The 24,132-nt window shown below is 50.4% G+C and carries 28 protein-coding genes; 4 read left to right on the top strand and 24 right to left on the bottom strand.

The features are described 5' to 3' along the window. Positions 1 to 2: 2 nt before the first annotated feature. Entirely contained in the window at positions 3 to 347 is a 345-nt protein-coding gene (locus tag SY83_RS00580; protein WP_068603327.1) for a hypothetical protein, read from the bottom strand. Positions 348 to 664: 317 nt separating this feature from the next. Here SY83_RS00580 and SY83_RS00585 point away from each other — a divergent pair, with 317 nt between their 5' ends. After that, positions 665 to 946 carry a helix-turn-helix domain-containing protein gene (locus tag SY83_RS00585; RefSeq protein ID WP_197479928.1) on the top strand — a complete coding sequence of 94 codons (282 nt, stop codon included), beginning with the start codon at positions 665 to 667 and terminating at the stop codon, positions 944 to 946. Between the two features lie 48 nt (positions 947 to 994). Here SY83_RS00585 and SY83_RS00590 read toward each other — a convergent pair whose 3' ends face one another. After that, complete coding sequence (locus SY83_RS00590; protein ID WP_068603331.1) at positions 995 to 1,783, bottom strand: TrmH family RNA methyltransferase; 789 nt, start codon at positions 1,781 to 1,783, stop codon at positions 995 to 997. A 148-nt stretch (positions 1,784 to 1,931) separates the two neighbouring features. Between SY83_RS00590 and sspI the strand changes: the two genes are divergently transcribed. Next, complete coding sequence (gene sspI, locus SY83_RS00595) at positions 1,932 to 2,159, top strand: small acid-soluble spore protein SspI (protein WP_231891334.1); 228 nt, start codon at positions 1,932 to 1,934, stop codon at positions 2,157 to 2,159. An 84-nt stretch (positions 2,160 to 2,243) separates the two neighbouring features. Here sspI and SY83_RS00600 read toward each other — a convergent pair whose 3' ends face one another. The 7 genes from SY83_RS00600 to zwf form a co-directional block, all read right to left on the bottom strand. Then, positions 2,244 to 3,347: a Gfo/Idh/MocA family protein gene (locus SY83_RS00600; protein ID WP_068610687.1), complete on the bottom strand. Its 1,104-nt coding sequence runs from the start codon at positions 3,345 to 3,347 to the stop codon at positions 2,244 to 2,246. A 44-nt stretch (positions 3,348 to 3,391) separates the two neighbouring features. After that, complete coding sequence (locus tag SY83_RS00605; protein ID WP_068603333.1) at positions 3,392 to 4,015, bottom strand: ThuA domain-containing protein; 624 nt, start codon at positions 4,013 to 4,015, stop codon at positions 3,392 to 3,394. A gap of 84 nt (positions 4,016 to 4,099) precedes the next feature. Further along, a complete protein-coding gene (locus tag SY83_RS00610) occupies positions 4,100 to 5,263 on the bottom strand; it encodes a Gfo/Idh/MocA family protein (RefSeq protein WP_068603335.1) in 1,164 nt (387 codons plus the stop codon). A 13-nt stretch (positions 5,264 to 5,276) separates the two neighbouring features. Beyond that, on the bottom strand, positions 5,277 to 6,272 hold the full coding sequence (locus SY83_RS00615) for a LacI family DNA-binding transcriptional regulator (RefSeq protein ID WP_231891335.1): 996 nt from the start codon (positions 6,270 to 6,272) through the stop codon (positions 5,277 to 5,279). A 209-nt stretch (positions 6,273 to 6,481) separates the two neighbouring features. After that, positions 6,482 to 8,065: a peptide chain release factor 3 gene (locus SY83_RS00620; RefSeq protein ID WP_068603339.1), complete on the bottom strand. Its 1,584-nt coding sequence runs from the start codon at positions 8,063 to 8,065 to the stop codon at positions 6,482 to 6,484. Positions 8,066 to 8,086: 21 nt separating this feature from the next. After that, positions 8,087 to 8,986 carry a PhzF family phenazine biosynthesis isomerase gene (locus tag SY83_RS00625; RefSeq protein ID WP_068603342.1) on the bottom strand — a complete coding sequence of 300 codons (900 nt, stop codon included), beginning with the start codon at positions 8,984 to 8,986 and terminating at the stop codon, positions 8,087 to 8,089. 105 nt (positions 8,987 to 9,091) lie between these two features. Next, entirely contained in the window at positions 9,092 to 10,648 is a 1,557-nt protein-coding gene (gene zwf / locus SY83_RS00630) for a glucose-6-phosphate dehydrogenase (RefSeq protein ID WP_231891418.1), read from the bottom strand. A gap of 241 nt (positions 10,649 to 10,889) precedes the next feature. Between zwf and SY83_RS23205 the strand changes: the two genes are divergently transcribed. Further along, positions 10,890 to 11,294 carry a hypothetical protein gene (locus SY83_RS23205; protein ID WP_068603344.1) on the top strand — a complete coding sequence of 135 codons (405 nt, stop codon included), beginning with the start codon at positions 10,890 to 10,892 and terminating at the stop codon, positions 11,292 to 11,294. A gap of 89 nt (positions 11,295 to 11,383) precedes the next feature. Here SY83_RS23205 and SY83_RS00640 read toward each other — a convergent pair whose 3' ends face one another. From SY83_RS00640 to SY83_RS00710, 15 genes are all read right to left on the bottom strand, one after another. Next, positions 11,384 to 12,034, bottom strand: a complete 651-nt coding sequence (locus tag SY83_RS00640) for a response regulator (RefSeq protein ID WP_068603346.1) — start codon at positions 12,032 to 12,034, stop codon at positions 11,384 to 11,386. Continuing rightward, positions 12,027 to 13,106 carry a sensor histidine kinase gene (locus SY83_RS00645; RefSeq protein ID WP_231891336.1) on the bottom strand — a complete coding sequence of 360 codons (1,080 nt, stop codon included), beginning with the start codon at positions 13,104 to 13,106 and terminating at the stop codon, positions 12,027 to 12,029. The genes SY83_RS00640 and SY83_RS00645 overlap by 8 nt, the downstream gene beginning before the upstream one ends. A 7-nt stretch (positions 13,107 to 13,113) precedes the next feature. Continuing rightward, positions 13,114 to 13,761, bottom strand: coding sequence for a cell wall-active antibiotics response protein LiaF (gene liaF / locus SY83_RS00650; RefSeq protein WP_068603348.1), 648 nt, complete (start codon positions 13,759 to 13,761; stop codon positions 13,114 to 13,116). A gap of 128 nt (positions 13,762 to 13,889) precedes the next feature. Next, complete coding sequence (locus SY83_RS00655) at positions 13,890 to 14,612, bottom strand: PspA/IM30 family protein (protein WP_068603357.1); 723 nt, start codon at positions 14,610 to 14,612, stop codon at positions 13,890 to 13,892. Between the two features lie 3 nt (positions 14,613 to 14,615). Further along, the gene (locus tag SY83_RS00660; RefSeq protein ID WP_068603359.1) at positions 14,616 to 15,065 is read right to left on the bottom strand and encodes a PspC domain-containing protein; all 450 of its coding nucleotides are present in this window, start codon (positions 15,063 to 15,065) and stop codon (positions 14,616 to 14,618) included. Continuing rightward, on the bottom strand, positions 15,062 to 15,736 hold the full coding sequence (locus tag SY83_RS00665) for a PspA/IM30 family protein (RefSeq protein WP_068603361.1): 675 nt from the start codon (positions 15,734 to 15,736) through the stop codon (positions 15,062 to 15,064). The genes SY83_RS00660 and SY83_RS00665 overlap by 4 nt, the downstream gene beginning before the upstream one ends. Positions 15,737 to 15,759: 23 nt before the next feature. Continuing rightward, a complete protein-coding gene (locus SY83_RS00670) occupies positions 15,760 to 16,053 on the bottom strand; it encodes a LiaF transmembrane domain-containing protein (protein ID WP_068603362.1) in 294 nt (97 codons plus the stop codon). A 193-nt stretch (positions 16,054 to 16,246) separates the two neighbouring features. Beyond that, complete coding sequence (locus tag SY83_RS00675; protein WP_407944619.1) at positions 16,247 to 17,014, bottom strand: SDR family oxidoreductase; 768 nt, start codon at positions 17,012 to 17,014, stop codon at positions 16,247 to 16,249. A gap of 21 nt (positions 17,015 to 17,035) precedes the next feature. After that, positions 17,036 to 17,944: an AraC family transcriptional regulator gene (locus SY83_RS00680; protein WP_231891337.1), complete on the bottom strand. Its 909-nt coding sequence runs from the start codon at positions 17,942 to 17,944 to the stop codon at positions 17,036 to 17,038. Positions 17,945 to 18,039: 95 nt separating this feature from the next. After that, positions 18,040 to 19,122: a Gfo/Idh/MocA family protein gene (locus tag SY83_RS00685; RefSeq protein ID WP_068610692.1), complete on the bottom strand. Its 1,083-nt coding sequence runs from the start codon at positions 19,120 to 19,122 to the stop codon at positions 18,040 to 18,042. Positions 19,123 to 19,153: 31 nt separating this feature from the next. Continuing rightward, positions 19,154 to 20,287, bottom strand: coding sequence for a Gfo/Idh/MocA family protein (locus SY83_RS00690; RefSeq protein WP_068603367.1), 1,134 nt, complete (start codon positions 20,285 to 20,287; stop codon positions 19,154 to 19,156). Further along, complete coding sequence (locus tag SY83_RS00695; protein WP_331709967.1) at positions 20,284 to 21,195, bottom strand: sugar phosphate isomerase/epimerase family protein; 912 nt, start codon at positions 21,193 to 21,195, stop codon at positions 20,284 to 20,286. The genes SY83_RS00690 and SY83_RS00695 overlap by 4 nt, the downstream gene beginning before the upstream one ends. Positions 21,196 to 21,207: 12 nt before the next feature. Beyond that, on the bottom strand, positions 21,208 to 22,257 hold the full coding sequence (gene uxuA, locus SY83_RS00700; RefSeq protein ID WP_068603369.1) for a mannonate dehydratase: 1,050 nt from the start codon (positions 22,255 to 22,257) through the stop codon (positions 21,208 to 21,210). A 231-nt stretch (positions 22,258 to 22,488) separates the two neighbouring features. Continuing rightward, positions 22,489 to 23,190, bottom strand: a complete 702-nt coding sequence (locus SY83_RS00705) for a pirin family protein (RefSeq protein ID WP_068603371.1) — start codon at positions 23,188 to 23,190, stop codon at positions 22,489 to 22,491. 36 nt (positions 23,191 to 23,226) lie between these two features. Then, positions 23,227 to 23,625 carry a DoxX family protein gene (locus tag SY83_RS00710; RefSeq protein WP_068610695.1) on the bottom strand — a complete coding sequence of 133 codons (399 nt, stop codon included), beginning with the start codon at positions 23,623 to 23,625 and terminating at the stop codon, positions 23,227 to 23,229. Positions 23,626 to 23,803: 178 nt separating this feature from the next. On the opposite strand from SY83_RS00710, the gene SY83_RS00715 reads away from it, so the two are divergent. Continuing rightward, positions 23,804 to 24,112: a winged helix-turn-helix transcriptional regulator gene (locus tag SY83_RS00715; RefSeq protein ID WP_068603372.1), complete on the top strand. Its 309-nt coding sequence runs from the start codon at positions 23,804 to 23,806 to the stop codon at positions 24,110 to 24,112. Positions 24,113 to 24,132: the final 20 nt, after the last annotated feature.

Consider the following 24,132-nt stretch of genomic DNA (forward strand, 5'->3'; position numbering starts at 1 on the left):
GACTACCAATATCCTTTACCCTTGCCCAACAACCGCGTAACGGCCTCTGCATAATAATAATCGCCATAAATCAACGAGCAATCGATATCGGATCCAGCGGGATGGTGCCCGCATGCGTTAACCAGAAGACCTTCGTTGTCAGGCTGTTCCTTCGTGCTGTAATTTTCATATAAACTATTCAATGTTTGTGCGGCGAATTGAATATACTGTTCCTTCTCTTCTCCTTCTACATGCTCCGCAAGTTCGAGCAAGGAGGCAGCCGCAATGGCTGCCGCGGACGAGTCGCGCAAAGCTTCCGAGGGGTTCGGCACAGAGAAATCCCACAATGGAACATAATCCGATTCCACACGGTCTATGTATACCTCCGTCAGCTTCGGGCAAGTTCAAGGTATTTCTTATCCCTGGTATACTTATAAGCATAAGTATATCCTCCAATCGCCCAAGTTTGACCGCGAGCCCCACAGGAATCATCGGCATAACCTTGAAACGTTTGGCCGAACTTAGGTTGCCGGTGGAACTGGTCGTATGGTTACTGCGAAATTCTTGAGATCTTGACGGGGATTACACTACGCTTACTACTCAAGACCCTGGTAAATTGGACTTGTTCCGTAAGACCTTGGTTTATTTGAATGATAACTGCCATGAACAACTTTCTGCCACCGATGTGGCTCAAATCAGTATGATGAGTTACAGCCGTTGTGCCTTCTGGTTTAAACAACTGATGCAAACTTCGCTCACTTCTTACATACTCTTTCTCCGCCTGCGTAAAGCAGAGCAGCTGCTAATCAGCATGTCCCCAAGTGTGACCGAAATCGCGTTGGAAAGCGGCTTTAATTCACCCAGCTACTTTATCAAGCAGTTTAAACGCGCCAAAGGCATTTCCCCCCCTATGCAATACCGTAAACAAATGTTGCAGCATACGGTAAAGGAGTCTCATAACAAATAAACCTCAAGCTCAGCGGCGTTAAGCCGTTGAGCTTGAGCTTTACTTCAGTCAATATGCCCCCCGCTGCCGCATGGCTTCATAGAGCAGGACGGTCGCAGCCATAGCCACATTCAGCGATTCCGCTTCACCGCGCATCGGAATGATTACACGATCCGTAACGAACGCTTCCGCCTCTGGACTTACCCCAGCCGCTTCGTTCCCTACAATGATCCAGGTAGACGCCTTGAAATCCTGCGCATAGAGAGGATGTTCCGCCTGCAGGCTTGTCCCGACTACATTCACACCGGTATCCGCTGCGCGGGGCAACCATTCACTCAGTGCGCCTTCCACAACAGGCAAATGAAACAAAGAACCCATCGTAGACCGTATCGTCTTGGGATTGTAAACATCCACCGTTCCCTTGCCCAAAAGTACACCTGTTGCGCCCACCGCATCCGCGGAACGAATGATCGTGCCTAAGTTGCCGGGATCCTGCACACCATCCACGACAATAACGAGAGCCGCTTCTTGTTCATCCAACAAGCACTGGGGCGACAGCTGCCGCTTCTGCACGATAGCGAATACAGGTTGCGGTGTCTGCGCATCCGTACACCTCGCAATGACCGCGTCCGATGCGGCAATCCACTCTCCGCCTTCGCCTGCCCAGGGCGCTAACTCTTCCGGGATGCCCCGCTCCAGGGAATAGACTACCGTCTCCACCTCAGCGCCTGACTTCAGAGCTTCAATCACCAGATGAGTGCCCTCAATCAGGAATTTACCTTGTTGTTCTCTGCCTTTCTTTTGCAACAACTGAACCCAAGCCTTGGCCCGTGTATTCGCAACCGACGTAATTTCCATATATGCTAAACTCCAGACGTTTTTTTATGCTATAAGTATATCACGATCCTTGTCATTTCCCCAAAAAATTGGTCAGCCGCTTGGATAATTTTCGGAGTTTATACACACAGTAAGATGGTGAATATTTGAAGACGGAGGGTTATGGCCGATGATTTTAATTACGTTAAGGCAAGCTGTGTTGCAAAAAGTTCAGGACAAATCCAACGAAGACATTCAGGATATGATTAACAATTCGGTGGACGCGAGCGAACAGGCTCTCCCCGGTTTAGGTGTTATGTTCGAAACGATCTGGAAGCATTGCGGTCCGGAAAAGCAGGCTGAGCTGGTAGGCTTGCTGCAAGAACATATTCCCGCTGCTGCGGAAGTCCATAAATAGACAAGCAAAAAAAGCGTCCCCAAGCTCAACGATTCCACGTTGTTCTTGTAAGGGACGCTTATTTGAGTTGTTCATCGCTCGTAACTAGTAAAGCACACTGAATCCGCTTCCTGCAGGAATCGCTTGCGGCTTCTCACAAGTGCTTTCCATTACATAATGCCGGCCTTCCGTCGACGCGTCATGGAAACCGTGCATCGCTTCAAGCACATGATAGGCCATCTCGCCGTTCGCCCGATGTTGACGCCCGGAACGAATGGCATACGCCAAATCGGCTACCCCGATGCCGCGGTTGTTATCCGTAAATCCGTGAGTCAACGGGATTTCCGTCCATTCGGAAGAGCCTGCACGCCGCAGCTGTACCTTGCCTCCGAAACTGTTCGGATCGGGAACGCTCAACGTGCCCTCCGTGCCGTAAATTTCAATACTCGGTAAACCGCAGCCGGCAGGCGTATCAAAGGAGGTGATAAGCGTACCCACCGCACCGCTTGCGAAATCTAGGACACCCGCAATATGGGTAGGCGTCTTCACCGCGATTTTCTCGCCATATTTAGGCTGACTTGTAATCGTGCGTTCTTCATGTGTAACTTTCGCTGATCCTGTCACGCGGACAATCGGTCCAAGCAATGTCACAAAGGCGGTTAAATAATACGGTCCCATATCAAACATCGGCCCGCCGCCTGCCTGATAATAAAAAGCCGGGTCAGGATGCCAGTTCTCATGACCTCCGCACATCATGAAACCCGTCGCCGCGACAGGCGCACCGATCTCGCCGTCCTCAATCAACTTACGGCAGGTTTGGATTCCGCCGCCCATAAAGGTTTCGGGAGCCGAAGCCACACGCAACCCCTTCTCATTCGCCAACGCCAACAAGGCGCGGCCCTCTTCGCGGGTAACGACAATTGGCTTTTCCACATAAACATGCTTGCCCGCGTTAAGCGCCTTCATACATATGTCGGCATGCGAAGCCGGTATGGTCAGGTTGATAACGATCTCAATGTCCGTATCCGCTAACAACTCATCGACACTGTACGCCTTGGGAACGCCGAATTCTTCGGCGCGGGCTTGCGCGCGATTCACATCCAAGTCCGCGCAGGCCACCAAGTCCAAGTTCTCGTATTGCTTACAATTTTTGAAATAAATACCGCTAATATTACCGCAACCTATAATACCCACTTTCACCTTATCCAACCGGATCACCGACTCTTTCCATTTAAAATGCCTTTCACTGACTCTTATCGCGTCGCCCAAAGGAACCCTCTTCGCATCATTTCCAATGTTTCCGGCATACTGACGATGTTCGCCTGATGACCAAGGGAATTGTAGTATACCTTGCCTTCGCCGTATTTCTTTGTCCATGCGACAGGCATCTTGACATCCCCGAAGCTGCTGGTTGCCAATACTTCATTCGCCGGGTCCACATGCATGTAATATTGCTCCGAGACCACCGTGAAGTCTTCGATTCCTTCAGTCAGCGGATGATTGCGGCTTGTCATTTCAACTTGATACTGGACGCCGTCATTACCCGGATGGGCTACCCATTGCCCCCCTACCATGTATTGAAATTCGGTTTCATTCCGGAAGGAATCCCCCATGCCTCCGTGACAACCGGCAATGCCAGCACCATTCGTTACCGCGTTCAGCAACGGTTTCAGTTGCTCCTGTGTAATGGTGCCCATTGTCCATACCGGAACAAACAGATCAATTTCCGCCAGCTTCGCTTCATCCAGCAAGCAGTCCAGCGTATCTGAAATCTCAACCTCGAATGAAGCTTCTCTCAGCAGGTTGCCAAAAATTTCAGATACTTCTTTCGGTTGATGACCGTCCCAACCGCCTTGAAAAATTAACGCTTTCTTCACTGTGCTTCCCCGCTTTCGAATTTACGTGTACGTTTACGTGTGCGTTTACGTGTGGGTTTATAATAAAGTGCGCCTATCTCAGGTTTACATTTCGTCGATTCGCACCCACCGGCGATCATCGATGGACTTGTCGACCGCTTCCAGCACGGCCTGACATTTCACGCCGTCATGAAAATTCGGCGAAGGTTGTCTGTCATTCTCCATCGCGTCAAGCAGTTCCACCATCTCATGGATGAAGGTGTGCTCGTAGCCGATCGTATGCCCTGCCGGCCACCACGCATCCGCATAGGCATGCGCGCCGTCCGTAGCGAGTACACGGCGGAAGCCCTGCACGTCCGCATCGTCACTGGTGAAGTAGACTTGCAGCTCGTTCATCCGTTCGAAATCAAACTTCACGCTGCCGAGGCTGCCGTTAATTTCGAACGAGTTCGTGCAACGGTGACCCGGAGCGAAACGGGTCGCCTCGAAGCTGCCAAGCGCGCCATTCGCGAAGCGCGCGAGGAATAAAGTGGCGTCATCCACGGTGACCGGCCCTTTAGGTGCATCTTCGCTGCCCTTGGCGCTGAGTCCCGACATGGAATCCGCAATCGGCCGCTCCTTGACGAACGTCTCGCTCATGCCGATGACCTCTTCCATGTCGCCGACCAGGAAATGCGCCAAGTCAATCAGATGCGCCCCCAGGTCGCCGTGCGATCCCGAGCCCGCCACTTCTTTATCCAGCCGCCAGACCAGCGGGAAGTTCGGGTCGACGATCCAATCCTGCAGGAACCACGCGCGGAAGTGGTGAATCTTGCCGAGTCGTCCCTCCTCCACCAGCTTCTTCGCCAGCAGAACCGCCGGCGCGAAGCGGTAGTTGAAGCCCACCATGTGCGTCACGCCCGCTTCTTCCGCCGCCGCGAGCATTTCGCGGGAATCCGCCAGCGTCAGCGCCAGCGGCTTCTCGCAGAACAGATGCTTGCCGGCTTTAGCGGCGGCAATGGCGATTTCTTTGTGCGCGTTGCTCGGGGCGTTGATATCGATGAGATCGATATCGTCGCGCTCCACGAGCTTGCGCCAGTCGGTTTCGGCGCTTTCCCAGCCGAACTGCGCGGCCGCGGTTTCCAAGCCTTGCGGGTCTCTGCCGCAGATGGCTTTCATCACGGGCTTAGCCGTGCCCGGGAAGAACATAGGAAGGGTGCGGTATGCGTTGCTGTGTGCCTTACCCATAAATTTGTAACCGATCATACCGATACGAATAGATTTAGCCATAATAAATCCTCCTTTAATTATGATCCCATTGGGAAGAACGGCGAACGACCAGCTTTGTCGGTAACAAATGAATGCGTTGTTTGGAATGTTCCTCGCTTAACTCGTTTACTGCGGACATCTCATCCATGAGAAGTTGAACCGCCTGGCGCCCCATTTCGAAGAAGGGCACGTCCACGGAGGTTAGCGGCGGGTCTGTCACCTTCGCCGTATCGGAGTTGTCATAGCCGATCAGAGCTATATCCCTGCCCGCTTCAAGACCTATCGCCTTCCAACCCTGTAACAAACCGATCGCCATCCGGTCATTGGCAGCGAACACCGCATCAGGGCGCGGGACCTGCTCCGCAATGACTCGCGCAAGCGCTTCACCGCTCTTCCGGCTGTAGTTCCCTTCATAAAGAAGGTCCGTACGAAAAGCCACACCGGCTTCGTCTAACGCTTTGCGGTACCCTTGCAACCGATCCCTGCTGTTCGAATACATGGTTGGCCCGTTCACAAAACCGATCTCCCTTGCGCCTTGCTGCAGCAAATATTGAACCGCTTCGTAGCTGCCTTGAACATGATCCGCGTCTACGCCGTTGTAGTTCGACCCCTCAAACCTTTGATTCACCAGGCAAAAAGGGTATCCGTTCCGCTCCAAGTCCTCCAGCGCCTCACGTTCTTCGAGGGTATCCCGGGCCCCCAGAATAATGCAGGCATCCACCTTCTGCGTCTGAAAATACAGACTGTAATTCATTACCCCTTCCTGGGGAGTAGTGAACAGCAGCAACAGGTCATATCCGTGCTGTTTCACGGCTTCCCCTACCCCGCTGAGAATTTCCGAGAAATAGTAGGTGGAGAAAATATGGACCTTAGGCACATAAGGGAGAATAACACCGATATTGCCGCTCTTGCGTTTCACGAAATTCTTGGCCAGCGCGCTGGGATGATAATTAAGTTCCTTCGCCGCCGCAAGCACCCGGTCCCGTGTTTTCTCCGCAATCGGCCCCACGCTATTAAGCACCCTGGACACCGTTGCTTCCGAGACACCCGCCCGTTTGGCTACTTCTTTCCTGCTGATGGCAAGCCCCCCGTTATTCAGTTCTATTGATGGTTCCGTTCAGTCCGTCAAAATGTACACGTGTACATTTTCGCTTGAAAACGCTTTTCTGTCAATAGGAATTATCGAGCGAACATAAATAGCCCCGTTCACTGAACGGGACTATCTTTCGCTTTATATTGTTAAGGGGCCGTCTCCAAAAACTTCGCGCTCGGGTTCTTGTCAATCGCAGTACGCATGGCGTACTCGTTCTCAAACAGAGCGACGTAGTTGTCGTTCTTGTCTTTCACGAGCTGCGAATTAATCCGGAACTTCGACGGATCAATCTTCTCATCCACAATCCAACGCGCGAACTGGAACGGCATGCGCTGCAGTTGAATCTCCACGCCGTATTCGCCTTTCATACGGTACTCGAACACTTCGAATTGCAGCTGGCCTACTACGCCGAGAATGACGTCCTCGAATCCAATCGTTTTGAACACCTGCACGGTGCCTTCTTCTGTTAACTGGTCAATGCCCTTCTGATACTGCTTGTGCTTCAAGGCATTTTTGACGACCACTTTCGCAAAAATCTCCGGCGAGAACGTCGGCAGCTCATCATACACGAAGTTTCCGCCTTGAACTAACGTATCTCCGATTCGGAAGATACCCGGATCAAATAATCCGATAATATCGCCCGGATAGGCGGTGTCTACAATATCCCGGTCTTGGGCAAGAAACTGCTGCGGCTGGGCCAGCTTAATATCCTTGCCCGCGCGAACATGCTTAACCGCCATGCCGCGTTCGAACTTGCCCGAGCATATGCGCAGAAACGCCAGTCGGTCCCGGTGAGCCGGGTTCATGTTCGCCTGAATTTTGAACACATAGCCTGAGAATTTCTCTTCCGTCGGTTCCACAGGTCCGTTGCTGCTGTTGCGAGTTGTCGGAATCGGAGCCAGTTCCAGGAAGTTTTCCAGGAATGTCTGGACGCCGAAATTGTTGATCGCGCTGCCGAAGAAGACCGGTGTCAGCTCGCCCGAACGAATCAAATCATAGTCATACTCGTCCCCCGCGACATCCAACAACTCCAGATCCTGCTGCAGCTGATCGTAGAAATAATCGCCCGCCATCTCTTTAATGATCGGATCATCATAGCCGCTGACTTTACGCACGGCAATTGTGGAATGATCGTCGCCCTGAAATAACTCCACTTGCGTCTTCGTACGGTCATAGACGCCGCATAATTCCTTACCCATACCGATCGGCCAGTTCATCGGATAAGAACGGATGCCAAGCACCTGTTCCAGTTCCTCTAGCAAATCAAACGGGTTCTGACCTTCACGGTCCAGCTTGTTAATAAATGTAAAAATCGGGATGCCCCGTTTGCGGCACACCTGAAACAGCTTCTTCGTCTGCGCCTCGACCCCTTTGGCTACGTCAATCAGCATCACTGCGCTATCCGCCGCGGTCAGTGTGCGGTACGTATCTTCGGAGAAATCCTGGTGACCCGGGGTATCGAGGATGTTGATTTTGTGTCCCTCGTAATCGAACTGCATCACGGAGGACGTTACCGAGATTCCCCGTTGTTTCTCAATTTCCATCCAGTCCGACGTGGCGTGACGGCTTGCTTTACGCCCCTTCACCGTACCGGCTAAACGAATGGCGCCCCCGTATAACAACAATTTCTCGGTCAATGTCGTTTTTCCGGCATCGGGGTGAGAAATAATTGCGAACGTGCGGCGCTTCTTGACTTCTTTCAATAGCTCATCTGCCAGTGTTTTACTCATCTATGCGTTATTCCCTTCATCCTAGTCATCGTATTGTATATCTAATTCGCCTGTAAGGACGGCGGTGCCTGAAATCGTAATCTCTATTATATCGTTTTTTCGCATCGCTTGCACGAAAACCTTCCCATCCTTGCCGACTTCCCGTCCCTGTTCTACCCAAACCTCCGCGCTGGCTTGTTTCGGATGCATATATTGCAGCCAATAAGCGCCCATGACACCGGAAGCCGTTCCCGTAACAGGATCTTCAATCGTACCCGAGTAGGGAGAGGAAAAGTGTCTGGCGTGCATGTGACAATCGGGATGAATGGTTTCGGCGGCAAAAGGGTGCAAGGATGCTTTCGGGATCTGCGTCAAGATGGACGGGAATGTCTTATTGTTCGGTATCATCCGTTCAAAAGCTTCTAACGTGCGTATTGGAATGAGCAGAGTCCAGATCCCCGTGCTGCCGTAAACAATCGGATATTGCTCATCCCAGTCGGCTGTCGTGAGTCCAATGGATGCCATTAACTCGCCAACATCGCCTTCGAAGGAGATGAATTCCGGAGCGGCTTGGCGCATGTATATGGCTACCCCCTTCTCCGAAGAAATGAGTTTCATCGGCAACAACCCTGCCTTGGTTTCCACCAGAATTTCGGCATCTTCCTCGAGCACGCCACGTTCCCACAAAGCTGTGAGCGACGCAACGGTGGCATGACCGCATAAATTCATCTCGTGCCCCGGAGTGAAATAACGAAGCCGTAACGTACCCAGCGCGGATGTTTGCACGAACGTCGTTTCGTTAAACCCGACCCGGCGGGCAATTTGCACCATCTGCTCCTCGGTAAAGGCATCCGCATCAAACACGACGCCTGCGGGGTTTCCTTTTCCGGGTATGTCTGTAAACGCGTCATAATGATAGACTTTGACCTGCTTCTGTCCCATCGTTCCCTTCTCCTCTCCAACTTAGCATAACATCCATAATAAAAAGCAGGTAAATTCCTCCCCCTTGCGGTTGGATTCCTTCACCTGCCTGCACTTTAATTTTGACTATCCCTGTTTCCCGGAAATCCAGATGACATCGTCTTCCTCTTGGCCGTTCACAGGCCACCACTTAAACCCGTCTTCGGCAAGCAGCGAATGCGCCTGGTCCGGACCCCACGAGCCCGCAGGATAATGATATAAGTCCGACGATCCTTCCATCCACGCTTGCGCGATGCGATCCACAAAGGACCAAGCCAGCGCGACCTCATCCCAACGTGTGAAATACGTAGAATCTCCCCGTGCCGCATCGTTAATCAACCGCTCATAAGCTTCCGGAGTATTGTGTCCGATTTCACAGCTCTGGCAGAATTCCATCGCAATCGGGATGATCGTCCCTTCGGAGCCGGATTTCTTTGTGTTAATTTTGATGAAAATGCCTTCCATCGGATTCACGCGGATGACCAGCAAATTCGGTTGCAGCACATTCTTCTTGGCAAAGTAAACATTCTCCGGGACATTCTTAAACTCCACTACGATTTCGGTCGTCTTGACCGGAAGACGCTTGCCTGTCCGCACGTAGAATGGAACGCCTGCCCAACGGAAGTTATCCACGAATACCTTAGCCGCGAAATAGGTTTCCGTTGTCGAAGCCGGATTTACGGAATCCTCTTGACGGTATGCCGGAAGTTGCTTCTCTTTCAGGGCGCCCTCGCTGTATTGTCCGCGAACCACGTTCTGGCGCACTTCATTCGGCGACGCATATGCGCGAAGAGAGCGAAGCACCTTCACCTTCTCATCGCGAATATCTTCGGGCATCATCCGGCTTGGCGGCTCCATCGCGATCATTGTGACCATCTGCAGCATATGATTCTGTCCCATATCGCGCAGCGCGCCGGACTTGTCATAATACCCGCCGCGTTCTTCAACACCCACGGTTTCACTCAAAGTAACCTGAATATTGGCGATGTGTTTGTTGTTCCAGAGCGGTTCGAAGAACGCGTTGGCAAACCGCAAAGCTTCAATATTCTGTACCATTTCCTTACCCAGATAATGATCGATCCGGTAAATCTCATCCTCGCTGAATACCTCGCGGATTTGCGCGTTCAGCGTCTCAGCTGATTTCAAATCATAACCGAACGGCTTCTCAATAATAAGACGATGCCAGCCGGAGGAATCCAGCAGACCGCCCGAACGCAAATTCTGAGACACGTTGCCGAACAGTTCCGGAGCCAGTGCCAGATAGAACAACCGGTTGCCGGGAATGTTGAACTTCTGCTCCAGGGTATGCGTCAAATCCTTCAGTTCATGGAAACCAAGCACGTTGGAGCTGTCCAAGGACTTGTATTCAAAATGCTCCGCAAAACGTTCCCATTCATCGTTCAAGTCCGCCTTGTAACGGCAAAACTCCTGAATAGATTCATATAAGTCCGCTCTGAATTCCTCATTGGTCTTGTTTCTTCTGGCGATTCCGATTACAGCGAAGTCTTCTGCCAGCTTGCCTTCGCGGTACAAACTATAGATAGCGGGGAATAACTTGCGGCGCGCCAAGTCCCCCGTAGCTCCGAAAATTAGAAATGAGGCATTCGTAGCTATATTAAACTCGTTGCTCGAACTATTCATCATCATCATTCTTTCCTATGTAATTTGATGCGATTTCTCGCCTTATGTTCGTTAGTTTAGCACATTCATTATCGAAGTGCTATTCGATATCCCATTTCAACACTATAAAAATATTTAATGCCAAACCCGCATAAACCTTATAATTTATCGCTTTTTTAAATTAGGCCCGTATACCCGGGCACCTGTCCATACGGAGCAAACACCTACTGAATATTGTGTACAAAAAGCAGGAGGTGTAACCGCTATGTATCCTCTCCACCCTTTATGCGAAGAAGTTGTGAACCCGCATTGCGGTCAAATGGTATGCGTAATGATGAAAGACGGTTCAAGACATGTCGGTGTTCTGAGCAGACTGCATAACGGTCAGGTTATTCTTAATGATTTTGATTCACCTGCCGCGATTACCCAAGTTCAAGCGCCCAAAAAGAAAATCGGCAAGAAAGCTAAAAACTCCAAAGCAGCCAATCCTTCCAAATCGACTCCTCTTCAAGCGACAACCTCCGGTTTCGGCGGTCCGTTCGGTTACGGCTATGGTCCGGGGTACGGCGGGTTTGGCGGAGGCTTCGGCGGCTACGGTTACGGCTTTGGCTTTGGCTCCAGACTGGCTTTCGATATCGCCGCCATCGCTTTTCTGCTGTTGCTCATCTAATTAACTCAAAGGAGCTAAGCCAAAAAAAAACGCATGGCAAGATTCGGAGTCATTGTTCCGAATCGCCTTGCGTTTTGTTGGATTTGAACCTATTCCGCCAACCCGTTCTTAAAGGCGTAGATGGCTGCCTGCGTCCGATCTTCCACTCCAAGTTTCGCCAACAGATTCGTGACGTGAAACTTCACCGTCTTAATGCCGATGAACAACTCATCCGCCAACTCCTGGTTGGATTTGCCTTGGGACAAGAGCCGCAACACTTCCATTTCTCGCTCGGTGAGTTGCTCATGAGGAGCCGCGACGGCTTTAGGCTGCCGGAAACGGTTCATCATCTTGGAAGCCACCTGGGACTCCAGAATGGACTGCCCGCGGGCTGCCGCATGAATGGCTTGGGCGATTTCACCCGCTCGGGATGTTTTCAACAAGTAGCTGAACGCCCCCGCTTCAATAACCGGATACATTTTCTCGTCATCCAGAAAGCTGGTGAGCACAATCACTTTGCAGTCCTGGCAAATTTGCAGCAAGCGGCGGGTCGTTTCAATTCCATCCATACCGTCCATCACCAAATCCATCAACACCACATCCGGATTATATTCCTGCGCGAGACGGATGCCGTCCATTCCATTGCTCGCCTCGCCTACCACTTCAATACCTTCCTCTGTGGACAGCACCGCGGCGAGGCCGATTCTCACCATCTCATGATCATCGACAAGCAATACTTTAATGGTTTCGGCTTCAGACATGTCCTTCTCCTCCTTCTACAATAACGGGAATTCGTATATCGATTCTCGTCCCTTTTCCTGGCGCGGTTATCAGATCAATGGCTCCACCGATTTCATTCACTCGCTCCTGCATGGAAACCAATCCATAAGCCGCTTGTTTCTGTGATTCCAAGTCGAAGCCGACGCCGTTATCTATAATGAGCAACTTCACGGTATCTCCCCGTTGTTGCAACCGAATTTCCATTCTCGTCGCCCGGGAATGACGAAGTGTGTTGGACAGGGCTTCCTGCACAATCCGGAACAGATGATCCTCGACACCTTTCACCAGACGAATATGGTCGTCCATCTCAAATGTGATATCGATGGGCACCCGATCGCTCAATTCACGCACAAGCTCCTGCAAGCCCTGCGAAAGCTTCTTTCCTTCCAGGTGCACCGGACGCAAGTGAAGCAGCAAAGCGCGCATCTCGGACTGGGCGACCGACGCCATTTCCTCAATCAGTCCGATCTGCCGCTGCGCTTTGTCGAAGTCGACTGTCAACGTTCGGCCCACCGCGGTCGCGGTCATAGAAATCGCGAACAGTTGCTGGCTTACCGCGTCATGAAGCTCCCGGGCCAACCGCTGCCGCTCTTCCGTAACGGCGGAAAACCGCGCTTTCTCCGCCAGCTGCGCATTGTTGGTGGACAGTCGTTGCAGAGAGTTCACCTGCTCCTCCCACTTCCGGCTGATCCGTCCCAGTTGTTCACCCAGCCGGCCGATTTCATCTTCGCCGAGATCGGGCACCGGACGAGCCAGGTTTCCTTTTTCCAGATAAAGCATCGATTCATACAGCACTTCAAGACGCCGATTCAGCTTATGAAATTGCCAGAAACCGTAAGCGGCCCCGATCATCACCACAGCCGAACCCAGCGTTAATCCGAGATGTAACCCTCCTTGCCAGGTTAACCTGTTTAAGGGGAAACCGAACACATACATAAAGTACAAGAAAATCCCGCACAAGAGCACGCTTAACAGGATGGCTTCACCCATACCGCGCCAAACCATGTTGGTCAACCGTTTATTTTCCACCCTGCGCATGCTCCTTTCGTTCATTTCGTAATTACAGAATTCGAATATCTAAGTCTCCTACGATATACGACAAAGAGAGTTTCACTTTCTGCGTACTGGTTTCGTAGTTGGCGGATTGCCAGATGACCTTGTTAAGCAGACCTGTTTCTTTCTCCGAGCGGATATCCACTTGGCCGAACAATACGGATGCATGCACGATGAGCCCCATATCTTCCGGTACGGTTATATCCACGTCCCCTACAATGCCTTGCAGGATCAAGGTTACTTCCTTCTCCTCGGGGAGCGCTTTGGACAAGTCCATATGAATTTCGCCGACAACGTTCCAGATGCTCATATGTTTGAGAACCCAAGGCTCCCGGTCCCACCGTAAACTCTGGATAAAGCTCTGTTTTTGCGTATAGGTGGCGTGTTTATGAGTGCGTTTGGATTTCCAATAAAAGAGTCCCAATGACAATACTAAGATGGCGATAATTAAGGTTAGGTGCTCCGATATGATAATTAAAGACCCGATGGCAATCAATATATAGCCTGAGCTTTGCCTGGAGGTGCGGATTCGGTGAGCCCCGAACCAGATCATGCACAGCGCGACGATGGTGAAGAATCCTAGCAGTTTACCGAACAATATGATGATACCGAACACGATCAGCGCGATGGCTGTATTTCGTTTACGGTTTTCCATGCCGCACCTCCTTTAAGGTTATCGTTCATAACTTGGCAAAAAAGCCACAGGCTTATTACTCACCGCCCAGTGGCTTTTTTCTCCAATTGCAATTCATCATATCATACAGGGAGCACATGGCTCAAAGCTTATTTTTGAAGCTCGATACCCTTGTTCTCTTCTTCCGCCGGAGTATTGTTTACTTTTCCCTTAAGCTTCCGAAGCTCCTCGTCCAGCTTCATGGAAAGCTCCGGGTTGGCAGCAGCCGCGCTTGCCGCAGCATCATTGCGGCTAAATCCGTTCACGGTACGTGCAACCGAAGCTTCCGCTTCCATTTGCATAATCTTCTCTTCCATGCGCTGGAAGCCGCGGGCTGCCGAGCCGCTTTCAATGGCAGCGACATTGGTAACCTGAGCGATCTGCTTCTGCGCCTTGGCTGCCTGAGCCCGAGCGGTTAATTCATTCCGCTTGTTGCGAAGACGGTAGTATTCTTCCTTCATTTCATGCAACTGGGCGACCAGCTCTTCAACTTGGGCTGCGGCCTGCTCATGAAGCTCATTGAATTCAGCTGCTTTCTGATCCTGCACGAGCTTCTCTTCAAGCAACGCTCTCGCCGCTTCTTCATTACCGTCTGTCAATGTGCGGCCTGCTTCCTCCACACGAACTGCGCTGACACGAACCGCTTCGTCCAGGCGTTGCTTTAACTTGCGCTCGTTAGCCATTTGCTTGGCTACCGTCAGCTCTGCTTGGTGAATCTCGCTTTCCATATCGCGTAAATATTGGTTTAGCATTACGGATGGATCTTCCACCTTATCTAACACCTCATGAATCGAAGCTACCGTCATTTCTTTAATTCGTTTAAATACTCCCATTGTTTACACTTCCCCCTTCTCATATTTGGCCACTTTGGCCCGAAGCTCTTCAATTTCTTTCCACATCGCCTTGCGTTCAACATCCTTCATCATCTCATCGATGGTATTGGAAGGCGTTTGCTGTTGACCATACTGACCTTGTTGTCCATATTGTGCATGTTGTGCATGTTGTCCATATTGTGCATGTTGGTTCTGCTTAACGTGTCCTCCGCATGCGTTGGCCCAACCGGGTTGAAACGGGTCCCTGCCGAAGGGTCCATGGGGTACATCGAATTCTTTAGGAATGACCAGCGCGGCCAGTATATAAATCGGTATAATAACCCCTCCGGAGAAGAATGCTGTTATCACGAACAACAATCTCAGCAGGGTAGCGTCGATATGAAATAACTCGGCCAGTCCGCCGGCGATCCCGAACAGCTTCTTATCTCTTTGCGAGCGGTAAAGCTTCTTCATGATTTCATCCAACCTTCCTGTTCAAGTTTCGCTTTGAGCTTCAACATTTCTTTATCCAGCGCGGCCTGCATAGCAGAACCGGCATGAGCGGCCAGCTCTTGCCCCGATTTGCGCAACTCACGCAAGCTCTTGGTCTCAAGCTCCAGATCCGTCAGCTTCTCTTCCAGCCGGTCGAAGATTCGTGCACTGCCACCCGCGCCGCCTAACCGCTCGTTCAGCTTCTGTTGAAGACGAATCGATTCGAGGCGGGCCACATAGAAATGCCGTTTATCATATACACTTTGGTAATCCGCTTTCAGGCTGCGAAGCTGCTCTTCCAGCTCTTTCAACGATTCCGCGCCTTGCTCGTAAAGCGCCAGATATTGTCCGGATCGCTCTTCTTGCAGCACCTTCTCCTGAAGGGCGATTCGAGCCAAATGGTCTTCGCCCGCTTTAAGCGCCAGCTTCGCTTGATCTTCGCGCTTCGTCTTCAGTTGCTCCGCTTGCAAATATTGCTGCCGTAACTGCCCCACATGCTGTGAAAGCTGACTGTATACTTTCTCTGACTCTATAATTTGATCACTCTGCGCCGTTAAGTATTGATCAATCAAGCGAACGGGATCTTCTGACTTCTCCAGCATGTCGTTGAAAGTCGCTAACGTGACATCCCGCATTCTCTTCATTACGCTCATTCTTTCTCCTCCTATTCACATCGTTACACACTTGAACTTCTCTTTAGCATAGATACGCCGTAAGCGATAAAGCCTGCCGCGAACAAGATCCAGATTAATCCGGACAACTTCCCCAGAAGGATGCATCCGCCGATAATCAGCAAGGTCCAGCCGATAAAACCTTTTCCGTTGCGAATGCCCATATATCCGAGGCCTGCCATGATAACCGGGATGATGAGACCAAACAATCCGCCAAGAATCCCTAACTTACCGAGTACGATCATTGCACCTAATGCGATCAACAGAAGCGCGAAACCATTCTTTCCATTCATTCTCATTTCTCTCACCGCCTTTCGTGTGTTGCTGTTTCTTATGTCTTTATTCTAGACGAATAACGAGGCTGCCAAAACGGACCCCCGACGGTATTTATACCTAGACTTAAGTCGGGTTGTCTCATGGGCTTCAGGCGGTCTAATCCTTATGGGCAAAATAAAAACCCGCGGCTGGAAGCCCCGCGGGTTTCAATAACTTCTATATCGTCATGGCTCCAAAGCCGCCGTCAACACGGATTAAGGAACCGGTAACAAAGCCCGAGGCCCTCTCGGAAGCCAGCCAAACGACCGTGCCCTGCAGCTCCTTCGGCTCGCCGAATCGATTCATCGGTGTATGCGCCATAATAGACGCCACCCGCTCCGGTGAGAGAATGGCACGGTTCTGTTCCGCCGGGAAGAAGCCCGGAATGATGGCGTTCACCCGGATGCCATGCGGCGCGAACTCGCGGGCCAGAAACTGGGTTATTCCGTTTACGGCATGCTTGGACGCCGAATACGTGAACACGCGGGACAACGGCGGGCCGGAAGATACCGAAGAGACGGTAATGATACTTCCGCCGCGTCCGTTTTCCGACATCGCTTTGCCGAAGGTTTGACACGCAAGCATCACACTCTTCGCGTTTACATCCATAATCCGGTCCCATTCATCTTCGGTAATTTCAAAAAATGGCGTCGCGCTATTCACGCCTGCCGTATGTAACAGGATGTCCGGCGTCCCGCTCCATGCCGTGATTTCCTTGCAGACGCGTTCCAGATCATCTTTGGAGACAGCGTCTCCTTGAAACAGGCGCGCCTTCTCCGATGCAAGCAGCGGCGCCAGCAAGCCCTCGGCCTTCTCCGGATTGCGAACCACGAGCGCCGTATGCGCCCCTTGGCTGTGGAGCGCTTCCGCCATAGCCGCTCCCAGCGTACTGCCTGCGCCGATGATGACGGCGGTACGCCCGGTAAGATCAAACATTGAAGACATATCCATGAGCCATCTCCTCACTTATGGTGAGCTGCCGCGCTTTTCTTCTTGTACCGCACGTCCTCTGCCGTCTGTTTCTTCCTTCATCTTCTTCCGGTATGCCGCAGGATTACAACCGGCCACAGCCGTAAACATCCGGCTGAAGTGAGCCGCGTGTTCAAATCCTACCGCTTTATAGACATCGGTTACGGACTGCTCGGGATGTAACCTGAACATCATTTTGGCCTGATTAATGCGTCTGTTGTATAAGTATTTGAACACGGTCGTTCCTGTGACTTCCTTAAACATATGGGATAAATACGGCTTCGTTAAATGTAAGGCTTCGGCTATTTGGTCCAGCGTAATCTCCTTGGCGTAATGTTGCTCCAGGAAGGTGATGACATGCTGTACATGCTCTTCCTTCTGAGACCGGTAAGCCGTTTCCCTTACAGGTTGGGTGCACCAATGCCGAATAAGCTGAAGTAATTCAAAGAAACGGAACGTGAACCGTCCGTAATCCTCCGACCCGCCCTCGTGGATCCGCTCTTTGTGGATGACAGAAAGCTCACCCCATGTTTTCTCCAGCTCTGCTTGTTTGGAAGGCTCCAGGGATAATCGAATGTTCTGCAACTCTTCAAAGGGCTGCAACAATTCGGACGCTTTCTCAGGCCTGAGTACAGTAAACAGATAAGCCGGGTCAAAATGTAGAATAGACCGGACATAAGGGACATGCAAGGACGGATGAGGACTATGTAAAGTCATGCCGTGCATGAGAATCAGGTCACCCGTCTGGAGCTTCATCAGTTGATCGCCGATTAAATAATTGCAGTCACCGCTATGAAAGTAATAAATTTCGTAGAACGCGTGGGAATGAAATTGCGCGCCTACCAAAGGTTCAGAAACTCTGTATTGAATCTCAATCGGTTGCTGCCATTGCATGGAAAGCGGCACTTCCCTTTCCCCCTTGTACATGAATCCGTTGTGACAACCGGTAATATACAAGAGTGTATCATGTTGATTGGGTATTCGCCCAAAATTCTATATATTTAATAAGGGATTCGGATAGATTGCTGTTGGGCAAGCATACACAGCTCCGCGGCTTTAAAGGCGTGCTCCTGGGTCATCGCGGTTTCTGTGCGGTCCAGACAGTCCCGGATCAGTTGTCCGAAGAAGGGATAGCCTGTCTTTCCACTAGCGGCATAATGATACTCGCCTTCCCCGTTGACCAGATACACGTGATCTCCGCTTGACTCCCGGGCTATATCTACATATTTTCTTAATTCGATAAACCCGTCCGTGCCCATAATGATCGTTCTGCCATCTCCCCAACTGCTTAACCCGTCCGGAGTAAACCAGTCTACCCGGAAGTAGTTCGTAGCCCCGTTATCGCCCACCAACGTGGCATCGCCGAAATCCTCGAACTCCGGGACGTCCGCATGGTGATAATTGGCCACTTTACTGTGAAGTACCCGCGCGTCGGCGCAACCGGCGTAATAGAGAAATTGTTCGACTTGATGACTGCCGATATCGGTCAGAATCCCGCCGTATTGTTCCTTGCGGAAAAACCAATCGGGTCTTGTGGCCTGATTTAACCGATGAGGTCCTGTGCCCATAACCTGCAGGACGCGGCCGATAGCCCCTTGCCTGATCAGCTCTCCCGCGTATACACCGCTCTCTGAATGCAGCCTTTCGCTGTAGTAGACCATATACTTCTGTCCGGTTTCCCTTGCTTTAACGCGTACCGCCGCCAATTGCTCCAGAGTCGTGAAAGGTGTCTTGTCGGTAAAGTAATCCTTGCCCGCGTCCATTACACGCATGCCTAGTGTTGCGCGCTCCGAAGGAATGGCCGCGGCGGCGACAAGCTTGACCTCTTGATCGTCCAGAATCTGCTCTTGAGATTCGGCAATCTTGACTTGAGGGTATCTTTGGGCAAACTGAGCCGCGCGCAACGGATCGGAATCCCATACCCATTTCAAGGTTCCGCCCGCTTCCAATAAACCGTTCGTTTGGCCGTAGATGTGGCCGTGGTCCAAAGCCATCGCCGCAAATACGAACTCACCAGGACCACAGACTAGTTGCGGCTTTTTTAAAGAAACAGGCGCGTAATTCATACCGTCTTTGCTTTGCATTATACTCATCGGCTTCCACTCCTCACTTAAGCTAGGTTGTCGTTACTTTATGTCGCGAACTTTCTATTCTCTTGCGTAACTCCGCTTCATGGAGATCTTCATCCAACGGCAGATCCACCCAATCGTCCAACCATGTGGACAAATGCATCGCATTGGATAGCGTTAAGCCGTGGATGCCTTCTTCCCCGGGCGCTACCAGTGGAGTGCCTTTAAGAATGGCATCGGTGAAGTTTTGCAGTATTCCCGCATGCTCGGGACTTGGTCCGAAAGCGGGTAACTCAATTTTCCAGCACTCCGGGGCGCCAAAGGCCTGGGTATTCCGTTGGTTAAAATCCTGCTCGGACTCACGCAACCTCCAGAAACTTAGCATCCCGTCTTCAATGACGACTTTTCCCCTGTCTCCGGTTACTTCGTATCGGTTGGTTCCCGGCGCTTCCGCAGTGGAAGTCACGAATAAGCCGGTAGCTCCGTTCTCATATTCCACATAGGCGGTAACGTCATTCTCCACTTCAATATCCCGGTGTTTGCCGAACTGACAGAAAGCTCGCATCCGTTTAGGCATCATCCCGATGGTCCATTGCCATAAATCCAGCTGGTGAGGGCACTGGTTAATTAAGACACCTCCGCCTTCTCCGCTCCATGTAGCGCGCCAACTCCCGGAATCATAATACGCTTGCGGACGATACCAGTTCGTTATAATCCAGTTCGTACGCCGGATCGTACCCAGCTCTCCTTCTTGGATCAGCTCCCGTAACTTGCGGTACATCGGATTCATACGTTGATTGTATACGATGCCAAATACATTGCCGCTCTGCTGTGCCGCTGTATTCATCTCCCGAACCTGCTTAATGTACACACCCGCCGGTTTCTCAATTAATACGTGCAGTCCGGCCCGGAAAGCCTCCATAGCTTCTGATGGGTGCATGTAATGGGGTGTGGCGATCAGTACCGCGTCAATAGCTCCAGAGTGCAGCATATCCTTTACATGCTCAAACACTTGCAGATGACTCCACTTTTCTTTCACTTCAGCTCTTTTTTGCGCCGACACATCACATACCGCCGTTAATTCCGCCCCTTGGATGGCTCCGGAGAGGAATGTGTTCATATGTCCCATGCCCATATTACCAGCGCCAATAATGCCGTAACGCACCACAGTTGCACTCATGCTAATTCCTCCATCCATTGGTTTATTTGGTTCACGTAATTTTTTAACATGTCTTCCGAAGCATAGGAGCCGCTGAAATCCTCTACACCGTACCAACCTTCATAACCGACAGCCTTTAAATCGGCCAGCACTTGTTTCCATGGCACGATCCCGCTAGCGACAGGCAACCATGTTGACGACCAGGTCAAAGGCTGCATAATATCACGTTCCTTCTTGCTTATTCCCCGGGCAATTTCCGTGTTCGGCTGATTGGCGTCCGGAATCCACCCGGCATTTTTAATATGAACATGCGCGAGATAAGGACCTAACAGTTCCAATCCCATACGATAGTTCTCATACCCTTCAATGACCATGTTGCCCGGATCATACAATACACCGACATACTCCGGGTTATGAGCACTGACTAACCGATGAGCGAGGGAAGCGCTTGGCACAATCGTATTGTGGTGTGTCTCCACCAACGCTTTAATTCCATAGGTGCGGCTAAGCTCCTCAACCTGAGTTAAGAACAGGGATGCCTCATCATATAACTCTCCGTATGGACGTGTTCGATTGTAAGCGGGTACCCCTACTCTGACACGATCCGCTCCCAGCCGCTTTGCTAAACGGTACACGGTTTCGGTGCCTTCCAAATCTCCGCACTGCACATATGGCGTTACCGCCACTGTTTCTAAGCCTGCTTCGCGGACCGCGTTATCGAAACGCGCCAGTTCCTCTTCATTTGCAGACAGTGGCAATGTAGCCCGGTTGTTACCCCAAAAACTCGGCTCCTCGTCAACCAATGCCGGATCCATATCCGCACATCTCCATTCCAGACCGCGAATGCCGACTTTAGCAGCCAATGTACATAACTCCTCCGGGGTGTGTTCAGGGGTGGCAACTGTAAATACAGATAATTTCATTGACATTATTCCGGCCTCCTATGTAGTTTTAATCTTCTCAAGCGTTTCCCATATACCGTTTAGATACGTGGCACCCAATGCTCGGTCATGCAGTCCATAGCCGGGACGCCCTTCTTCTCCCCATATCATCCTCCCGTGATCAGGTCTTAGAGGACCACTGAAACCTTGTTCATGGAGTGCTTCCAGTACTCGTACCATGTCTACCGAGCCATCGGATGAACGATGCGAAGATTCCTGAAACGACCTCGGGCCGGTGCGCAAAATATTTCGTGTATGTGCAAAATGTAATTTCCCCCGCGATCCAAAATAACGAATAATTTCAATGAGATCATTGTTTTCCGCAGCTCCCAGGGAACCTGAACAGAACGTAATGCCGTTAGCCGGGCTGTTCACATGTTCTGTGATTCTCTTTAATTGCTCCAGGTTACTCACGATCCGGGGGAGACCGAATATGGGCCATGGCGGGTCATCGGGGTGGATGGCCATCCGGATGCCGGATTCTTCAGCAACGGGAATGACTTGCTCGAGGAAATAAGCCAGATTGGCCCAAAGCTTCTCTTCATCCATATCCGCGTAAGCGTTGATTAATGCTTCCATCTCATGCTTGGTGTAGCTTGCATCCCAGCCCGGCAGAGACAGATCCCCTTTAACCGGATCCATCCTGAGCATTGTTTCATCTTCATAAGTAAGCGTATAGGAACCGTCCGGTAAGAGATGGGCCAGATGAGACCGTGTCCAGTCGAACACAGGCATAAAGTTGTAGCAGACGACGGGTACGCCCGCTTTTCCTAATTCACGCAGCGTTTGATTATAATTGTGGATGAGTTGATCCCGAGACGGAAGTCCAAGTTTAATATCCTCATGTACAGGTACACTCTCTATGACCGATATGCGAAATCCGTGCGCCTCAACTTGGTCTTTCAAGGCATCGATCAAATGCGCCGGCCATGCCTCTCCGACAGGTACATCATATATGGCGGTAACAATACCTTGGACGCCTGGAATCTGGCGTATATTCGATAAAGTCACAGGATCCGAACTCCCGAACCAGCGAAATGACATTTGCATAAATGCAGGACTCCTCTTCTATATTTTTTGATATGGAAAGGCTTTCAATTTAAGAACAGCTTCATTGTAACACAACCTAATCCCAGTAAAAGTAAGAATTGGCGTCACCTTAACTACAGTCAAGTGAAAAACGAAAGTCCCCTATGAGAGTCAACGGCTTTGAATATTCGAATAGCAAAAAAGAACGACCTCGTGAATCAAGGTCGTTCTAAACGGACGTATCTTATTCAATCAGGGCAAATCAATGAGAATGAAACTTCCGCCTTGTACTGAACTAATATTTAAAGCTGTAGTTTCAGTAATCCTCGCGGAATCCCGGTTGTGCAGCTGCGTACTTCCATTAATAGTAATCTCGCCTTCAGTCACAAATACGAATATTCGACGATTCTGGGCTTGATTAAACGAAATTTCTTTGCCCTGCTCCAGACGCGACATATACATCGTCATATCTTGGTGAATGTGGGCGACTTCTGCCGATGACTGATGAGACACGATCGGTAGCAGGATATTGACTGTTTTGGCAAGATCATATGTTGTCGTTTCGTATGAAGGCTGAACCCCTTCCTGATTGGGCATAAACCACATTTGCAGCAGATTCATATCCTCGTTCTCTGAAGGGTTGAATTCTGAATGCATGACACCCTTGCCTGCGGACATTCGTTGAATTTGACCATATGTTGTAACGGCTGTATGGCCTAGACTATCCTGATGCTGTAATTGCCCACGAAGCACAACGGACACGATCTCCATTTCACGATGAGGATGCATACCAAAACCTTTACCCGCTGCAATTATATCGTCGTTAAGCACCCGCAATGGGCCGAAATTCATATTGTCGGAATCATAATAATCGGCAAAGGAAAAGCTAAAATGACTTTGAAGCCAACCATGGTCAGCAGAATAACGTGAACTTGCCGGATATACTGAGATCATCTCATCACACCTTTCACATCTTATAGTGTAAACAAGTTATTGAATCATTGCATCCAAGGAAAACTCACCTGCACCGATCATTGCCACTCCTATAGCTACTACAATCAGAACCAAATTATATTCATAACCGTTTTGTGTAACCCATAAGCCGTTAGATCCATGAACCTTAGCAATTGATACTACCATCGTAATAACAATAAGCGCCGCGCCAACCCAAGTGAACAAACCGACTGCTAACAGCAATCCACCCAGCATTTCACTGGCACCTGCCATAATGGCCATCGTCATACCTGGTTTCATCCCAATGGAGTCTAGCCAACCTGCTGTGCCTTTTAAACCGTAACCGCCAAACCAACCCAATAACTTCTGCGCACCATGCCCTACAAACAACAAACCAACTACTACCCGTATAATCAATAATCCTAAATCCATCATTTCCATCTTTGTTTCCTCCTGTACTTTATTTTAGTGTGTAACTTATATATTTATATTAACTTAATTTACTTACTTTTGTCAAGCTACTTAACTTATTTAATTTACTTACACTTACTGGATGGTACTCACTTACTTTATTAAAGTTATTATGGTAAAATAGATACAGAGGTGATGGACAATGGATTATTCAAAAATGTGCCCCCGCTACGAATCCGCCATTGACTTACTAGGTAAGAAGTGGACCGGCTTGATTATTCGGGTGTTGTTGGGTGGGCCCCGTCGATTTAAAGATATTAAAGAACAGATTCCGGATATGAGTGACAAAATATTAACGGAACGCATGAAAGAGCTTGAACAAGTCGGCGTTATACGCAGGAATGTTTATGCGGAAACACCCGTGCGCATTGAATATGATTTAACGGATAAAGGAAAGGGCCTGGAGCATGTTATTGAGTCGATTCAAGACTGGGGCGAGAAGTGGATGTAACTGCTAAAGAAACCGTTCAA

The sequence above is a fragment of the Paenibacillus swuensis genome, assembly GCF_001644605.1.
Classification (GTDB): Bacteria; Bacillota; Bacilli; order Paenibacillales; family DY6; genus Paenibacillus_N; species Paenibacillus_N swuensis.

What these genes read in the sequence shown, in the direction of transcription:
- SY83_RS00590 (WP_068603331.1), bottom strand. Translation starts at nt 1,783, where the DNA reads ATGGAAATTACGTCGGTTGCGAATACACGGGCCAAGGCTTGGGTTCAG.
- sspI (WP_231891334.1), top strand. Translation starts at nt 1,932, where the DNA reads ATGATTTTAATTACGTTAAGGCAAGCTGTGTTGCAAAAAGTTCAGGAC.
- SY83_RS00610 (WP_068603335.1), bottom strand. Translation starts at nt 5,263, where the DNA reads ATGGCTAAATCTATTCGTATCGGTATGATCGGTTACAAATTTATGGGT.
- SY83_RS00620 (WP_068603339.1), bottom strand. Translation starts at nt 8,065, where the DNA reads ATGAGTAAAACACTGGCAGATGAGCTATTGAAAGAAGTCAAGAAGCGC.
- SY83_RS00625 (WP_068603342.1), bottom strand. Translation starts at nt 8,986, where the DNA reads ATGGGACAGAAGCAGGTCAAAGTCTATCATTATGACGCGTTTACAGAC.
- zwf (WP_231891418.1), bottom strand. Translation starts at nt 10,648, where the DNA reads ATGATGAATAGTTCGAGCAACGAGTTTAATATAGCTACGAATGCCTCA.
- SY83_RS23205 (WP_068603344.1), top strand. Translation starts at nt 10,890, where the DNA reads ATGTATCCTCTCCACCCTTTATGCGAAGAAGTTGTGAACCCGCATTGC.
- SY83_RS00640 (WP_068603346.1), bottom strand. Translation starts at nt 12,034, where the DNA reads ATGTCTGAAGCCGAAACCATTAAAGTATTGCTTGTCGATGATCATGAG.
- SY83_RS00645 (WP_231891336.1), bottom strand. Translation starts at nt 13,106, where the DNA reads ATGAACGAAAGGAGCATGCGCAGGGTGGAAAATAAACGGTTGACCAAC.
- liaF (WP_068603348.1), bottom strand. Translation starts at nt 13,761, where the DNA reads ATGGAAAACCGTAAACGAAATACAGCCATCGCGCTGATCGTGTTCGGT.
- SY83_RS00655 (WP_068603357.1), bottom strand. Translation starts at nt 14,612, where the DNA reads ATGGGAGTATTTAAACGAATTAAAGAAATGACGGTAGCTTCGATTCAT.
- SY83_RS00660 (WP_068603359.1), bottom strand. Translation starts at nt 15,065, where the DNA reads ATGAAGAAGCTTTACCGCTCGCAAAGAGATAAGAAGCTGTTCGGGATC.
- SY83_RS00665 (WP_068603361.1), bottom strand. Translation starts at nt 15,736, where the DNA reads ATGAGCGTAATGAAGAGAATGCGGGATGTCACGTTAGCGACTTTCAAC.
- SY83_RS00670 (WP_068603362.1), bottom strand. Translation starts at nt 16,053, where the DNA reads ATGAGAATGAATGGAAAGAATGGTTTCGCGCTTCTGTTGATCGCATTA.
- SY83_RS00675 (WP_407944619.1), bottom strand. Translation starts at nt 17,014, where the DNA reads ATGTCTTCAATGTTTGATCTTACCGGGCGTACCGCCGTCATCATCGGC.
- SY83_RS00685 (WP_068610692.1), bottom strand. Translation starts at nt 19,122, where the DNA reads ATGCAAAGCAAAGACGGTATGAATTACGCGCCTGTTTCTTTAAAAAAG.
- SY83_RS00690 (WP_068603367.1), bottom strand. Translation starts at nt 20,287, where the DNA reads ATGAGTGCAACTGTGGTGCGTTACGGCATTATTGGCGCTGGTAATATG.
- SY83_RS00695 (WP_331709967.1), bottom strand. Translation starts at nt 21,195, where the DNA reads ATGTCAATGAAATTATCTGTATTTACAGTTGCCACCCCTGAACACACC.
- uxuA (WP_068603369.1), bottom strand. Translation starts at nt 22,257, where the DNA reads ATGCAAATGTCATTTCGCTGGTTCGGGAGTTCGGATCCTGTGACTTTA.
- SY83_RS00705 (WP_068603371.1), bottom strand. Translation starts at nt 23,190, where the DNA reads ATGATCTCAGTATATCCGGCAAGTTCACGTTATTCTGCTGACCATGGT.
- SY83_RS00710 (WP_068610695.1), bottom strand. Translation starts at nt 23,625, where the DNA reads ATGATGGATTTAGGATTATTGATTATACGGGTAGTAGTTGGTTTGTTG.
- SY83_RS00715 (WP_068603372.1), top strand. Translation starts at nt 23,804, where the DNA reads ATGGATTATTCAAAAATGTGCCCCCGCTACGAATCCGCCATTGACTTA.